This is a genomic window from Microbacterium sp. ZXT2-5 (assembly GCF_055329545.1).
On record NZ_JBUZWD010000001.1, the window covers coordinates 890669 to 906722 of the forward strand.

The window sequence follows — 16054 nt, forward strand, 5'->3', positions numbered from 1 at the left end:
CGTCTGTCACCTCGGTGACGCGGATCTCGATACGGCGCTGGAGCGCCTACTCGATCTAGACCCGCCTCGCGTCAACGCTCGCTGGCGCTCGCATTGACCCGAGTCGCGTCTAGTTGTAATCGGTGGTGAAACCGTCGGTGGAGAAGCTGTCGAAGTCGACGTAGCTCAGGTCGGCGTCGGTGTACGCGCCGTCCGAGGCGAAGATGCGGTTGGGGTACCGCTCGGACTTCGCCTCCTCCGTCGCCTCGACCGAGACGTTGCGGTACTTCGCAAGCCCGGTTCCGGCGGGGATGAGCTTTCCGATGATGACGTTCTCCTTGAGGCCGACGAGCGGGTCGCTCTTGCCCTCCATGGCCGCCTGCGTGAGGACGCGGGTGGTCTCCTGGAACGACGCGGCCGACAGCCACGACTCCGTCGCGAGCGACGCCTTCGTGATACCCATCAGCTCGGGACGACCCGACGCGGGGCGCTTGCCCTCGGCCACGGCCTCGCGGTTCATGTTCTGGTAGCGCTTGAAGTCCACCAGCTCGCCCGGGAGCAGCGTCGTCTCACCGTGGTCGACCACGGTGACCTTGCGCAGCATCTGACGGACGATGACCTCGATGTGCTTGTCGTGGATCGGCACACCCTGCGAGCGGTACACGCCCTGGACGCCGTTGACGAGGTACTTCTGCACCTCGCGGGCGCCCTGCACGCGCATGACCTCCTTGGGGTCGAGCGTGCCGACCTGCAGCGGCTGACCCACTGTGACGTGCTGACCGTCCTCGACCAGAAGCGTCGCGCGCTTGAGGACCGGGTAGACGTGCGGCTCGTCGCCGTTGTCGGGCGTGAGGATGACCTTCTTCGACTTCTCGGTCTCGTCGATCGTGATGCGGCCGTCGGCCTCGGCGATCGGCGACGCGCCCTTCGGGGTGCGGGCCTCGAACAGCTCCTGCACGCGGGGAAGACCCTGCGTGATGTCGTCTGCCGACGCCGAACCACCGGTGTGGAACGTACGCATCGTCAGCTGCGTGCCGGGCTCGCCGATCGACTGGGCGGCGATGATGCCGACCGCCTCGCCGATGTCGACGATCTTGCCGGTCGCGAGCGAACGGCCGTAGCACTTCGCGCAGACACCGACGGCCGAGTCGCACGTGAGCACCGAGCGGACCTTGATCGACTCGACGCCCGCCTCGACGAGCTTGTCGATGAGCACGTCGCCGACGTCCTCACCGGCCGAGGCGACGACGTCGCCCGACGGGCTCGTGGCGTCCGCCGCCAGCGTGCGGGCGAACACCGAGTTCTCGACGTTCGCGTCGCGCACCAGGGTGCCGGTCGAGTCGAAGGCCGCGATCGTGAACTCGAGGCCCTTGGTCGTGCCGCAGTCCTCCTCGCGGATGATGACATCCTGCGAGACGTCGACGAGACGACGGGTCAGGTAGCCCGAGTCGGCCGTACGGAGGGCCGTGTCGGCCAGACCCTTGCGGGCACCGTGCGTCGCGATGAAGTACTCCGCCACCGACAGACCCTCGCGGTACGAGGAGATGATCGGACGAGGGATGATCTCACCCTTCGGGTTGTTCACCAGGCCTCGCATACCCGCGATGTTGCGGATCTGCAGCCAGTTACCACGGGCGCCCGACGACACCATGCGGTTGATGGTGTTGTCCTCGGGGAAGTTGTCGCGCATGGCCTTCTGGACCTCGTCGGTCGCCTCGGTCCAGATCTTGATGAGCTCCTGACGACGCTCGGCGTCGGTGGTGAGACCCTTCTCGAACTGACCCTGGACCTTCGCGGCCTGCTTCTCGTAGCCTGCGACGATCTCGGCCTTGTTCGGCGGCGTGAGGATGTCGCTCAGCGCGACGGTCACACCCGAGCGCGTGGCCCAGTAGAAGCCGGCGTCCTTGATGCGGTCGAGGGATGCCGCGACCTCCACCTTCGGGTACTCCTCGGCCAGCTTGTTCACGATCTGCGACAGCTTGCCCTTGTCCGCCTGCTCGCGCACGAACGGGTAGCCCTTGGGGAGCGTGTCGTTGAAGATCGCCTGGCCGAGCGAGGCGTCCACGAGACCGTGGCGCTCGTAGCCCTCGGGAGCCTCGCCCTCGAGGAAGGCCAGACCCGGGATGCGGATGCGGACCTTCGCCTGCAGGTCGAGGGTGCCCTCGTCCTTGGCCAGGATGGCCTCGCCGACCGACCCGAACACGCGGCCCTCACCGGCGGCGCCCTCCTTGACCGTGGTCAGGTGGTGCAGGCCGATGATCATGTCCTGCGAAGGCAGGGTGACCGGGCGGCCGTCCGACGGCTTGAGGATGTTGTTTGAGGCGAGCATCAGGATGCGGGCCTCGGCCTGGGCCTCGACCGACAGCGGCAGGTGCACGGCCATCTGGTCGCCGTCGAAGTCCGCGTTGAACGCGGCGCAGACGAGCGGGTGCAGCTGGATGGCCTTGCCCTCGACGAGCTGCGGCTCGAAGGCCTGGATGCCGAGGCGGTGGAGCGTCGGTGCGCGGTTGAGGAGCACGGGGCGCTCGCGGATGATCTCCTCGAGCACGTCCCACACCTCGGGACGCGTGCGCTCGACGGCGCGCTTGGCCGCCTTGATGTTCTGCGAGTGACCGAGGTCGATCAGGCGCTTGATCACGAACGGCTTGAACAGCTCGAGCGCCATCTGCTTGGGCAGACCGCACTGGTGGAGCTTGAGCTGCGGGCCGACGATGATGACCGAACGGCCCGAGTAGTCCACGCGCTTGCCGAGCAGGTTCTGACGGAATCGGCCCTGCTTGCCCTTGAGCATGTCGGACAGCGACTTCAGCGCACGGTTGCCCGTGCCCGTGACCGGGCGGCCGCGGCGGCCGTTGTCGAACAGCGCGTCGACGGCCTCCTGCAGCATGCGCTTCTCGTTGTTGACGATGATCTCGGGGGCACCGAGGTCGATCAGGCGACGGAGGCGGTTGTTGCGGTTGATCACGCGACGGTAGAGGTCGTTGAGGTCGGAGGTCGCGAAGCGGCCACCGTCCAGCTGCACCATCGGGCGCAGCTCCGGCGGGATCACCGGGACGACGTCGAGCACCATCGAGGCGGGGCTCATGCCCGTCGCCAGGAACGAGTTGACGACCTTCAGGCGCTTGATCGCACGGATCTTGCGCTGGCCCTTGCCCTCCGAGATCTGCAGGTGGAGGCTGTCGGCCTCTGCCTGCAGGTCGAAGCTCTCGAGGCGGCGCTTGATCGACTCCGCGCCCATGTGGGCCTCGAAGTACTGACCGAAGCGGTCCTGCAGCTCGTGGAAGATCTCGTCCTCGCCCTTGAGCTGGCCGACCTCGAGGTTGCGGAAGTCGTCCCACACCTTCTCGAGACGCGTGACCTGGTCATCCGCGTTCTTGCGGATGGCGGCCATCTCCTTCTCGGCGGCGTCCTTGACCTTCTTCTTCTGGTCGGCCTTGGCGCCTTCCTCCTCGAGCGCGGCGAGCTCCTCCTCCAGCTTCTGGAGGCGGGCGGCCACACGCGCGTCGCGGCGGTCGGCGAGCGTCTTCAGCTCGAGGCGGATGTTGCTCTCCTGCGTCGCGAGGTCGCGGTGGCGCGCCTCATCGTCGACCGAGATCACCATGTACGCGGCGAAGTAGATGACCTTCTCGAGGTCCTTCGGCGCCATGTCGAGCAGGTACCCGAGGCGCGAGGGCACGCCCTTGAAGTACCAGATGTGCGTGACGGGCGCGGCCAGCTCGATGTGACCCATGCGCTCGCGGCGCACCGAGGACTTGGTGACCTCGACGCCGCAGCGCTCGCACACGATGCCCTTGAAGCGGACGCGCTTGTACTTGCCGCACGCGCACTCCCAGTCACGGGAGGGGCCGAAGATCTGCTCTCCGAAGAGGCCGTCCTTCTCGGGCTTCAGGGTGCGGTAGTTGATGGTCTCGGGCTTCTTGACCTCACCGTAGGACCAACGACGGATGTCGTCGGCTGTGGCCAGGCCGATGCGAAGCTGATCGAAAGTGGTTGATTCGAGCACTGGTTCTCCTGTGTCGGAAATTCGTTCGTTACCTGGCGCGCTTAGATCTCGTCGATCGACGACGACTCGAAGCGGCTGGAGATGTTGATGCCGAGCTCTTCGGCGGCGCGGAACGCCTCGTCGTCGGTGTCGCGGAGGTTGACCGACGAGCCGTCGGCCGAGAGCACCTCGACGTTCAGGCAGAGCGACTGCATCTCCTTCATGAGCACCTTGAACGACTCGGGGATGCCCGGCTCCTGGATGTTCTCGCCCTTGACGATCGCCTCGTAGACCTTGACGCGGCCGAGGATGTCGTCGGACTTGATCGTGAGGAGCTCCTGGAGCGCGTACGCGGCGCCGTAGGCCTCGAGGGCCCACACCTCCATCTCACCGAAGCGCTGACCGCCGAACTGCGCCTTACCACCGAGCGGCTGCTGGGTGATCATCGAGTACGGGCCCGTCGAGCGCGCGTGGATCTTGTCGTCCACCAGGTGGTGCAGCTTCAGGATGTACATGTAGCCGACCGAGATCGGAGCCGGGAACGGCTCGCCGGAGCGGCCGTCGAACAGCTGCGTCTTGCCCGACGAGTCGATCAGGCGCTCACCGTCGCGGGTGAGGTTCGTCGAGTCCAGCAGACCCGCGATCTCCTCCTCGAAGGCGCCGTCGAACACGGGAGTGGCGACCTTCGTGCCGGGAGCGGCCTCGCGGGCGCCCTCGGGCAGGCGTGCGGCCCACTCGGGGTTGCCCTCGACCTTCCAGCCCTGCTTCGCGACCCAGCCGAGGTGGGTCTCGAGGACCTGGCCGAAGTTCATGCGGCCCGGGATGCCGAGGGGGTTCAGGATGACCTGGACCGGCGTGCCGTCCGCAAGGAACGGCATGTCCTCGACCGGGAGGATCTTCGCGATGACGCCCTTGTTTCCGTGGCGGCCGGCGAGCTTGTCGCCCTCGGTGATCTTGCGCTTCTGGGCGATGTAGACCACGACCCGGCGGTTGACGCCCGAGCCGAGCTCGTCGTCGCCGTCCTCGGCGTTGAACTCCTTGACCGCGATGATCGTGCCCTGCTCGCCGTGGGGGACCTTGAGCGACGTGTCGCGGACCTCGCGGCTCTTCTCGTTGAAGATCGCGCGGAGCAGGCGCTCCTCGGCCGAAAGCTCGGTCTCGCCCTTCGGCGTGACCTTTCCGACCAGGATGTCGCCCGGACGGACCTCGGCGCCGATGCGGATGATGCCGCGCTCGTCGAGATCCTTCAGCAGGTCGGGGCTGACGTTGGGGAGGTCACGGGTGATCTCCTCCTTGCCGAGCTTCGTGTCGCGGGCGTCGACCTCGTACTCCTCGATGTGGATCGAGGAGAGGGTGTCGTCCTTCACCAGGTCCTGGCTGAGGATGATCGCGTCCTCGAAGTTGTGGCCCTCCCACGTCATGAACGCCACGAGGAGGTTCTTGCCGAGGGCGAGCTCGCCGTCCTCGGTCGCGGGACCGTCGGCGATGACCTCGCCGGCCTCGACGCGCTCGCCGGCGGAGACCACGACGCGCTGGTTGTACGACGTGCCCTGGTTGGAGCGGTCGAACTTGCGGAGGAAGTAGTCCTGCGTCCCGCCCTCGTCGAGCTGGACGGTGACGACGTCGGCCGAGACCTCGACGACCACGCCGGCCTTGTCGGCGGTGACGACGTCACCGGCGTCGATGGCCGCGAAGCCCTCCATGCCTGTGCCGACCACCGGCGACTCCGAGCGGAGCAGCGGCACGGCCTGACGCTGCATGTTCGCACCCATGAGGGCGCGGTTCGCGTCGTCGTGCTCGAGGAACGGGATGAGCGAGGTCGCCACCGACACCATCTGGCGCGGCGAGACGTCCATGTAGCCGATCTCCTCCGCGTGGAAGAGGTCGACCTCGCCACCCTGGCCGCGACGGGCCAGGACGCGGTCCTGGGCGAAGCTGCCGTCGGCCTTCAGCTCGACACCGGCCTGCGCGACGATGTAGTCGCTCTCCTCCGAGGCGGTCAGGTAGTCGATCTGGTCGGTGACCTTGCCCTCGACGACGCGGCGGTACGGCGTCTCGATGAAGCCGAACGCGTTGATGCGCGCGAACGAAGCGAGCGAGCCGATGAGGCCGATGTTCGGGCCTTCCGGGGTCTCGATGGGGCACATGCGGCCGTAGTGCGACGGGTGGACGTCGCGGACCTCGACGCCGGCGCGCTCACGCGACAGACCGCCGGGGCCGAGAGCCGAGAGGCGGCGCTTGTGGGTCAGGCCCGCGAGCGGGTTGTTCTGATCCATGAACTGCGACAGCTGCGACGTTCCGAAGAACTCCTTGATCGCGGCGACGACGGGGCGCACGTTGATCAGGGTCTGCGGCGTGATCGCCTCGATGTCCTGCGTGGTCATGCGCTCGCGGACGACGCGCTCCATGCGCGACAGACCGGTGCGGACCTGGTTCTGGATCAGCTCGCCGACCGCGCGGATGCGGCGGTTGCCGAAGTTGTCGATGTCGTCGACGTCGAGGCGGATCTCCACCTGCTTGCCGCCGCGCACGCCGTCGAAGGTCACGTCGCCGCGGTGCAGGCGGACGAGGTACTTGATCGTCGCGACGATGTCGTCGACCGTCAGCACCGAATCGGTGAGCGGCTTGTCGAGACCGAGCTTGTGGTTGATCTTGTACCGGCCGACCTTGGCGAGGTCGTAGCGCTTCGGGTTGAAGTAGAAGTTGTCCAGGAGCGCGCGGGCGGCCTCGGCGGCGACCTGCTCGCCCGGACGGAGCTTGCGGTAGATGTCGCGGAGCGCGTCCTCCTTGGTGAGGATCGTGTCCTTCGAGAGGGTCTCCTCGATGGAGTCGAAGCCGGCGAACTCGGCGAGGATGTCCTCGCTGGTGAGGCCGAGCGCCTTGAGGAAGACGGTGACGGACTGCTTGCGCTTGCGGTCGATGCGGACGCCGACCTGGTCGCGCTTGTCGATCTCGAACTCGAGCCAGGCACCGCGGGACGGGATGACGCGCGCCGACACGATGTCCTTGTCGGACGTCTTGTCGGGGGTCTTGTCGAAGTAGACGCCGGGCGAGCGGACGAGCTGCGACACGACGACGCGCTCGGTGCCGTTGATGATGAACGTGCCCTTGTCGGTCTGGAGCGGGAAGTCGCCCATGAAGACCGTCTGGGTCTTGATCTCACCGGTCTGGTGGTTCATGAACTCGGCCTCGACGTAGAGCGGGGCGGCGTACGTCTTGCCGCGCTCCTTGCACTCCTCGATGGAGTACTTCTCGGGCTCGAGGTAGGGGTTCGTGAACGAGAGCTGCATCGTCTCGCTCAGGTCCTCGATCGGCGAGATCTCCTCGAAGATCTCCTCGAGCCCCGAGACCTCGGGCACGTCGGTGCGGCCGGCGGCCTGGGCCTCGGCGACGCGCGCCTTCCAGGCCTCGTTGCCGACGAGCCAGTCGAACGACTCGGTCTGCAGCGCGAGAAGGTCGGGGACCGTCAGCGTGTCGGAGATCTTGGCGAACGAGAGGCGGGATGCTCCGCGTCCGTTCTTGGGGGTGGTGGTGGGGTTGGATGCGTTGCGCGCAGCAGCCAAGGGGATTACCTCCGTGGGCCCGTGTCGGGCTCGTTTCCTTGTCGTCAGGTGGAGTGCTCAGTCGTCCCCGAAGCCCGCGCGGCACTCCTCACGTGAACGAGAGGGGGCGCAGGCACAGCCGACCACCATATGAGGGCAGGGGGAATCCAAGAGCGCAAAGACCAACTATACGACGGATGACGCGCCGTGTCCAGTCAGATTCTTGAAAACTTCCGGATGCTGCGGTATAAGCCCGGGAGGACGCGGGACGGCCGCCCTTCCCCGCAGGGAAGGACGGCCGTCGGCGCGGACTGCTCACCCCTCCGGCGGCGCCTCCATGTTGCCGCGGCAGGCCATGCCCGGGTTGAAGCCGGCGACGTGGGCGTTCACGCCCGGGCCCTTCATGAAGATGCCGAAGCTCTGCACGCCCTTGTAGCCGTTCTTCTGGTTGCCCCGCTCTGCGAGCATGTCGTCGTCGAAGGCGGGGTTGTAGAACGGCGAGTCCATGGGGTTCTCGATCGAGTCGATCGTGTCCTGCCCCGAGAAGGCGCACTCCGACGAGGCGTTGCCCGCCCCCGGAATGGGATCGCCGTTCCCGTTCACCTCACCGGCCATCGCGGCTCCGCCGCTTCCCAGCACCAGCCCGATCGCGACGACCGCGCACGCCAAAGACTTCCTCATAGGTTTCCCCTCCCAGTTGATCTCGCCCGACGAACCCCAGGTCCGAGCGGCCGGCGTCCACTCCGACGCCGTATTCGCCGGACCATACTCCTGCCCCGGCCCGAGGGGAAGAGAAGCGCCTGAACACGAACACCGCGGCACTGCTTGGCGAAGCCTGAGCCCGCAATGATGGCGGATTTCCCAGGATGGGGCCAATATATGCACATGACTGGGGTGGGACACCCCGTGATCCGCACGCCCGACCAGCGGATCCGGGTGTTCGTGAGCTCGACGCTGCGCGAGCTCGCGGAGGAGCGCGAAGCAGTGCGGTCGGCCATCGAGCGCCTTCGACTCGCGCCCGTGATGTTCGAGCTCGGCGCCAGACCCCACCCGCCCCGCGACCTGTACCGCTCCTACCTCGCCCAGAGCGACGTGTTCGTCGGCATCTACGGCGACAGCTACGGCTGGGTCGCCCCCGACGAGAACGTCTCCGGACTCGAAGACGAATACAACCTCGCCCCCCGCGAGATGCCCAAGCTCATCTACGTCAAAGACACCGACACCCGCGACGACCGCCTCAAAGAGCTCATCTCCCGCATCCAGGCCGACGACACCGCCGCCTACCTCCACTTCCACTCCGCCCAGGACCTCGAAGACCAGGTCGCCGGCGACCTCGCCATGCTCCTGGCCGAACGCTTCGATCAGTCCCGCAGGCCGGAGCCGATCAGCGTGTCCACCGCCCCGCTCGCCGCCCGCGTGCCCGCGCCGTACACCGAGACGATCGGACGAGGGGGCGAGCTCGCCGAGATCCGGGCCCTCCTGGCGGGCGGCCTGCATCGGGTGGTGAGCCTCATCGGCCCGGGAGGCATCGGCAAGAGCCGGCTCGCGATCGAGGCGGCGCACGCCAACGCCGACCTCTTCCCCGACGGGGTGTACTTCGTGCCGCTGGAGAGCGTCATCGAGCCGGGGCTGCTGCTTCCGACGATCGCATACGTGCTCGGCGTCCGCGACACCGGCGCCGCTGCGCTCGAGGAGCGCATCGCCCAGGCGGTCGCCGACCGGCACGTGCTGATCGTGCTCGACAACTTCGAGCAGATCGTCGAGGAGGCCCCGGTGCTCGTGCGCCTCTACACGCTCGCGCCTCGCGCCTGCTTCCTGGTCACCAGCCGGACGGTCCTGCGCATCCGGGGCGAGCGGGTGTTCGAGGTGGAGGCGCTGGAGACGCCCCGCGAGGACGTCCCGTCGAGCCTCGCCCAGGCGGAGGCATCCGCCGCCTGTCAGCTCTTCGCGGAGCGGGCCGCAGTGGCGCTCCCCGGCTTCACGCTGACCACGGACAACGCGGCCGACGTCATCGAGATCTGCCGGCGGCTGGAGGGCCTGCCGCTGGCGATCGAGCTGACGGCGGCCAAGATCCGGCTGCTCTCGCCGCACGACATCGCCGAGCGTCTCGGGCGGAGCCTGCCGCTGCTGTCGACGTCGGTGCGCGACTTGCCCGACCGGCATCGCACGATGCGGGCCACCATCGACTGGAGCGTCGGGCTGCTCGACGCCGAGCAGCGCGCGATGCTCGAGGACCTCGGGGTCTTCGCCGCGCGCTTCACCCTCGAGGCGGTCGAGGCACTGGGCGCGGGGCGCTCGTGGGGAGAGCAGGCTATCGAGACGTTGGCCGCTCTCATCGACGCCTCGCTCGTCCAGCGGGTCGAATCCGGAGGCCGGACGGTGTTCTCCCTGCTGGTGATCGTCCGCGAGTACGCCGTCGACCTCCTCGAGTCCCGCGGGGCCGCGGACGAGATGCGCAACGCCCATGCGGACTACTACCTCGACCTCGTGAAGCGGATCGCGCCGCGGCTGCGCGGCTCCGAGCAGATCGCCGCCGTCGCCGACCTCGGGCTCGAGGTCTCGAACCTCCGTGCGGCGGCCCGCCACCTCGTCCAGGCGGGACGGCTGGACGACGCCGGCGACTTCGCGTGGACGCTCCTGGCGTACTGGTGGATCTGCGGCTTCTTCGCCGACGTCGGGCTGTGGATGCAGGAGCTGATGGCCGCACAGCTTCCCATCACGCCCCGCACCCGCGCGATCGCCATGTTCTTCCCGCTGTGGGCGGGAATGTGGCAGCGCCCGAGCGACCAGGTGGTCGACGGGCTCGGCGAGTCGGTGCGGCTGTTCCTGGAGTCAGGCGACGAGCAGTCCGCCGCCATGGCCCTCGCCGCGCGGGCGTCCACGCGGATGCAGTTCCCCGACCTGGATCCCGAGGTCGCACGTGGCGAGCTGCACGACGCGATCACCACGCTGCACGCCGTGGGGGACAGCTGGGCGGAGTCCCTGGCGGAGACGGTTCTCGGCCAGCTCGGCATCGTGGTCGGCGACATACCGGAGGGCATGAGGCACTTCGATCGGGCCGTGGAGATCGCAGATGCCGCCGACGACGCCTTCACGCGCGTCGTGTCCGGCAACAACCGCGCGCGCCTGCGGTTCCTCCTCGGCGAGCGGGATGCCGCCGAGGAGGAGTTCATCCTCACGCTCTCGCTGTCGATCCGGCTGCACTTCGTCGACGGCGCCACGTACGGGATCGAGGGGATGTGCGCCGTGGCGGCGGTCCACGGCGACGGCTGGCGTGCCGGCGCCCTCGCGGCGGTGGCCGAGACGATCCGCGAGTCGACCGGCATCTACGACATCGCCGGGTTCGCCATACACCTCGAGCCGCTCGCGGCGCTCCGCGAGGCCGACCCTGCGAGCGTCGAGGCCGGCGAGCGCGCGGGCAGGGAGATGAGCCTGGCCGACGCCATCGCGATCGCGATCCCCGATGCCGACGCGCGCGTCGCGCAGAAGGTGCCGTCGTGGTGACGAGCGGGCAGCAGCATCCGGTGATCCGCACGCCCGATCAGCGGATCCGGGTGTTCGTGAGCTCGACGCTGCGCGAGCTCGCGGAGGAGCGCGAAGCAGTGCGGTCGGCCATCGAGCGCCTTCGACTCGCGCCCGTGATGTTCGAGCTCGGCGCCAGACCCCACCCGCCCCGCGACCTGTACCGCTCCTACCTCGCCCAGAGCGACGTGTTCGTCGGCATCTACGGCGACAGCTACGGCTGGGTCGCCCCCGACGAGAACGTCTCCGGACTCGAAGACGAATACAACCTCGCCCCCCGCGAGATGCCCAAGCTCATCTACGTCAAAGACACCGACACCCGCGACGACCGCCTCAAAGAGCTCATCTCCCGCATCCAGGCCGACGACACCGCCGCCTACCTCCACTTCCACTCCGCCCAGGACCTCGAAGACCACGTCGCCGGCGACCTCGCCATGCTCCTGGCCGAACGCTTCGACGAGTCGAAGGCGCCGGTGACCTCCGAGCCGGATTCCCGGCCGAACCTCGTCGGGCGGGTGCCCGTGCCGTACACGACGACCATCGGGCGCGAGGACGACATCGACGCGGTGCGCACGCTGCTCTCGCGGGGGAGCGATCGCGTCGTGAGCCTCATCGGGCCCGGCGGCATCGGCAAGAGCAGGCTGGCGATCGAGTCCGCGCTCGCGTGCGCGGACCTGTTCCCCGACGGGGTGTACTTCGCCCTGCTGGAGGGCGTGCTCGAGCCCGGACTGCTGCTCCCGACGATCGCCTACTACCTCGGCATCCGCGACAACGGCGAGACCGCGCTCGAGGAGCGCATCGCACTCGCGCTCGAGGACCGGCACGTGCTGATCGTGCTCGACAACTTCGAGCAGATCGTGGATGCCGCACCCGTCCTGGTGCGGCTGTACACCGTCGCCCCGACGGCGACCTTCCTCGTCACCAGTCGCATCGTGCTGCGGATCCGCGGCGAGCGCGTCTACGAGGTGCCCCCGCTGACGACGCCGGCCGGCGACCGCCCCGCGAGCCTGGACCGGACCACGCGCACGGCGGCGGTCTCGCTGTTCGTCGACCGGGCCCGCGCGATCGACCCCCACTTCGACGTCACCCCCGCCAACGCGAACGACCTCGCCGACATCTGCCGCCGGCTGGAGGGACTGCCGCTGGCGATCGAGCTCGCGGCGGCGAAGGTGCGCATCCTCAGCCCCGCCGGCATCGCCTCACGCCTGGAGCAGAGCCTGCCGCTGCTCACCGCGGCCGTGCGCGACCTGCCCGAACGGCACCGCACGATGCGAGCGACGATCGACTGGAGCGTGAGCCTGCTCCCCGACGCGCAGCGCGCGCTCCTGGAGGATCTCGGCGTGTTCGCGACCCGGTTCACGCTGGAGGCGGTCGAGGCGCTGGGCGCCGGCCGCTCCTGGGACGGCGGGGCGCTCGATGCGCTGGCCTCGCTGGTCGACGCCTCCCTCGTCCAGCAGGCGGAGCTGGGCGGCCGCCGCGTGTTCTCGCTGCTGGCGATCGTCCGCGAGTACGCCGTCGGCCGCCTGAAGGAGCGCGGCGACGCCGACGAGGTGCGACGCGCCCACGCCGACCACTACCGCGCCCTCGTCGCGCGCATCGCGCCCGACCTCGGCGGCCCCGGGCAGGCCGAAGCGGTCGCGCGGCTGGGGCTCGAGCTGCCGAACCTCCGCGCGGCCGTCCGGCACCTCGTGTACACGGACCGCCTCGACGACGCCGGCGACTTCGCGTGGAGCCTGTTGATCTACTGGTGGATCTCGGGATTCTTCGCCGAGGTGAGGGTGTGGATGCTGGAGCTGCTCGAGAAGCAGCACGAGCGGCCGATCACACCGCACACGCGGGCGATCGCGTGGTTCTTCGCCCTGTGGGGCGAGATGTGGCAGCGACCCAGCGAGCAGGTGGTCGCGGGACTGGGCGAGTGCGTGCGGCTGTTCACCGAGTCCGGGGACGAGGATGCCGCCGCGATGGCGCTCGCGGCCCGGGCGACAGCGCGCGTGCAGTTCTCCCCGCTCGATGCCGACAAGGCCGAGTCCGAGCTCCAACAGGCGGTCGTGACGCTTCGCGAGCGCGGCAACACGTGGGCGGAGGCGATCACGGAGGTCTCGCTCGGCCGCATCTCGTGGGTGCGGGGCGCCGCAGACGACGCCCGCGCGCACTTCGACCGCGCGACCGCGGTGGCCGAGGCAGGCAGCGACCTGTTCACGACGTCCGTGGCGGGCAATCTCCGCGCCCGGCTCAACTTCCAGCTCGGCCGCATCGAGGAGGCCGAGCGCGAGTTCGTGCACACGCTGCTGGTCTCCGTCGGGCTCCACTACGAGGAGGGCGTCGCCTACGGGCTCGAAGGCGTCTGCGCCGTCGCCGCCGCCCACGGCGAGGCATGGCGCGCCGCGGCGCTCGCGGTCGCCGCCGGCGAGATCCGGCGGCGCATCGGCATCTTCGACGTCGAGGCGTTCACCGTCCACACGCCGTATCTCGAGATCCTCCGCGGGCGCGACCCGCAGAGCGTGGCTGCGGGCGAGGCCGCCGGCGCCGAGCTGACGGTGGCCGAGGCGGTGCAGCTGGCGCTGTCGGAGGAGGAGTTCCAGGCCGTCGCCGACAGGCTGCAGGCCTGGTAGGCCGGATGCCGCATCCCTCGAGGTGGCGGCATCCGCTCTCCCGGTGTATCAGCCGCGCGTTCCGGGGACTCTGGTGCGGCAGGGAGCGTGCTCGTATGCTGTGCACCGACTGCGCTCCTCGGATCGCAGGGGTGACGGCGCTCGTGGGGAATCGGGTGCCGGAGCGAGGGGGTCGAGATGGCTCTGATTCCGGATGCGCCGCGCGCCGTCGTCGACGTCGCAGGCGATGCCGACGCCGTGGCGGCGCACGTCCAGCCGCACCCGGATGCCGCACCCGACCATCGCGGGATCACGACGCTGGCCGACGCCACGGTGCGCGGGCTCACCGGCGGCATGGTGACGGTCCGCGTGCGCGGGTCGGACCACTTCCGCTACGCCGCCATCGTGGTGCAGGGCGGGAGAGCGCGGTTCCTCCCCCTGGCGCCCCGCGAGGACGGCTTCGCCGTCGAGCTCGCGGTGGAGGCCGGCGAGGTGATCCACCTGACCGTCGTTGCCGGCGCATCCGAGGGCGCGATGAGCAGGCTCGAAGCGGACGTCGACAGCGGCGGGATGGGGATGGGCGGTGGCCCGGAGTCCGCCGCCGAGCCCCCGCCGCCGCCGGCGAGGCACGAGGTGCCGGAGTTCGCGCCCGACGAGGAGTTCGCCCCCGACGGGGAGTTCGAAGGCGGCGGCATCGGCGGCCGCGGGGTCGGCAGCCGCTCCCCCGGACTCGCTCCCCCGCCCGACCTGCTGCCCGCGCCGTCGGCGCCGCCCGCGCCGGCACCGCCCGCGATGGCGCCGCCTCCCGGCCGGACCGTGTCGGGCGGCGGCACCGCTCCCGCCGGCTCGCTCGACGGCGCAGAGCCGGTGCCGGCGTTCGTCGACGCCGAGGTTCCCGCGCAGGTCGTCGAGGGTGTCGCGTTCGACGCCGTCGTGCGGCTGTCGCTCACCGAGCTCGCACCGACGAGAGGCACCTCGCGCAAGAAGGCCACGGCCCGCTTCGACCCCTCGCGGGACATCGAGGTGGGCGTGCAGCTGCGGGGCTTCGCGTTCGCGGACGGCACCCCGGCCGTCGTCACGACGACGCTGCCCTCGAGCGCCGACGAGCCGCGCCGGCTGGTGTTCCGGCTCGTCCCGGAGGAGCCCGGGCGCGGCCACATCACCGTCACCTTCACGCAGCCGCCGGGCGTCACCCCGCTGGCGGTGCTCGCGGTGAGCGCCGCGATCCTGCCGGCCGACGAGGCGCCCGACGACCCGGCGCCGGATCCTCGGCTGGTCGAGGCATCCGTCGCCGTCCCGCCCCGCGAGATCGCCGACCTTCCCACCATCGCCGTGGACGAGACCATCTCGCGCGGCAGGTCGGATCTGGCCATCACGGCGAAGATCGGGCGGACGGTGAAGCGGCACGTCGTCCGCCTGGACGACAAGCCGGCCTACGTGGAGGGCGTGTACGCGGAGCTCGCGCGGATCCGCCGCGAGTTCGTGGCCGAGGCCGAGGACGACCCGGACGAGGCCGCCGAGACCGTCCGGCGCGAAGTGCGCTCGCTCGGCGCCAGGATCGCCGAGGAGCTCCTCGGCGACGAGATCAACGAACTGCTGTGGCGCAAGCGCCGCCGCCTCTCGCAGGTGGTGCTGCAGACCTCGGGGGAGCTCGACATCCCGTGGGAGATCGTCCACCTGGTGCCGGTGGGGACGCAGCGCCCCGACCCCGACCGGTACTTCCTCGGCGACCTCGGGCTCATGCGCTGGATGTACGGGACGCCGCGGCCGACCGTGGTCCCTGTGGATGCCGGCCGGGTCCTGGCGATAGCGCCGGAGTACGTCAATCCGGATTACCGCCTGCCGCGTGCGGGCGAGGAGGTGTCGGCGCTCGGCACTCTCCTCGCCACCGCGCCCCGCTCCGCCTCGGATCCCGCCCAGCTGCGGGATGCCATCACCGGCGGCTTCGATCTGCTCCACTTCGCCGGCCACGGCCGCTGGCGCGACGCGGCCCCGCTCGGCCAGGAGATCGCCTTCGCCACCTGGTCGGAGGACGACGACGGCTCCGGCGCATACACCGACTCGGATGCGCGGCGGGACCTCCCCGAACCCGACGGCGTGCAGGCCACGGCATCCGCCCCGTTCGTCTTCCTGAGCGCGTGCGACGTCGGCCGGCTGCGGTCGGGGGCGACCGGGCTGGGCGGCTTCGCCGAAGCGTTCCTGCGCGGCGGCGTCGGCGTCTTCATCGGGTGCTCGTGGGCCGTCCGCGACGACGTCACCGCCGCCTTCGTGCGCACCTTCTACGAGCAGACGCTGCGCGAGCACGCCACGCTCGGCGAGGCGGTCCTGGCCGCCCGCCGTGCCGCCCGCGAGGCGGGAGACCTGACGTCGCTCGCCTTCACCGTGTTCGCCGATCCTCGCGCGAGGCTCGAGCCCCGCTGACCGCCGCCGACCGAAGT

At 69.7% G+C, this 16054-nt stretch carries 6 protein-coding genes; 3 read left to right on the plus strand and 3 right to left on the minus strand.

The genetic code is table 11. The features are described from left to right. Positions 1-109: 109 nt before the first annotated feature. From rpoC to ACZBH1_RS03920, 3 genes are all read right to left on the minus strand, one after another. Positions 110-3982 carry a DNA-directed RNA polymerase subunit beta' gene (gene rpoC, locus ACZBH1_RS03910; protein ID WP_463645570.1) on the minus strand — a complete coding sequence of 1291 codons (3873 nt, stop codon included), beginning with the start codon at positions 3980-3982 and terminating at the stop codon, positions 110-112. A gap of 41 nt (positions 3983-4023) precedes the next feature. Then, a complete protein-coding gene (gene rpoB / locus ACZBH1_RS03915; RefSeq protein WP_463645571.1) occupies positions 4024-7524 on the minus strand; it encodes a DNA-directed RNA polymerase subunit beta in 3501 nt (1166 codons plus the stop codon). Between the two features lie 294 nt (positions 7525-7818). Continuing rightward, complete coding sequence (locus tag ACZBH1_RS03920; RefSeq protein WP_378883894.1) at positions 7819-8184, minus strand: hypothetical protein; 366 nt, start codon at positions 8182-8184, stop codon at positions 7819-7821. 204 nt (positions 8185-8388) lie between these two features. Here ACZBH1_RS03920 and ACZBH1_RS03925 point away from each other — a divergent pair, with 204 nt between their 5' ends. From ACZBH1_RS03925 to ACZBH1_RS03935, 3 genes are all read left to right on the plus strand, one after another. Continuing rightward, a complete protein-coding gene (locus ACZBH1_RS03925) occupies positions 8389-11007 on the plus strand; it encodes a DUF4062 domain-containing protein (protein WP_463645572.1) in 2619 nt (872 codons plus the stop codon). Continuing rightward, positions 11001-13637, plus strand: coding sequence for a DUF4062 domain-containing protein (locus ACZBH1_RS03930; RefSeq protein ID WP_463645573.1), 2637 nt, complete (start codon positions 11001-11003; stop codon positions 13635-13637). Before ACZBH1_RS03925 ends, ACZBH1_RS03930 begins: the two co-directional genes overlap by 7 nt. A gap of 177 nt (positions 13638-13814) precedes the next feature. Further along, positions 13815-16037: a CHAT domain-containing protein gene (locus tag ACZBH1_RS03935; protein ID WP_463645574.1), complete on the plus strand. Its 2223-nt coding sequence runs from the start codon at positions 13815-13817 to the stop codon at positions 16035-16037. Positions 16038-16054 lie beyond the last annotated feature (17 nt).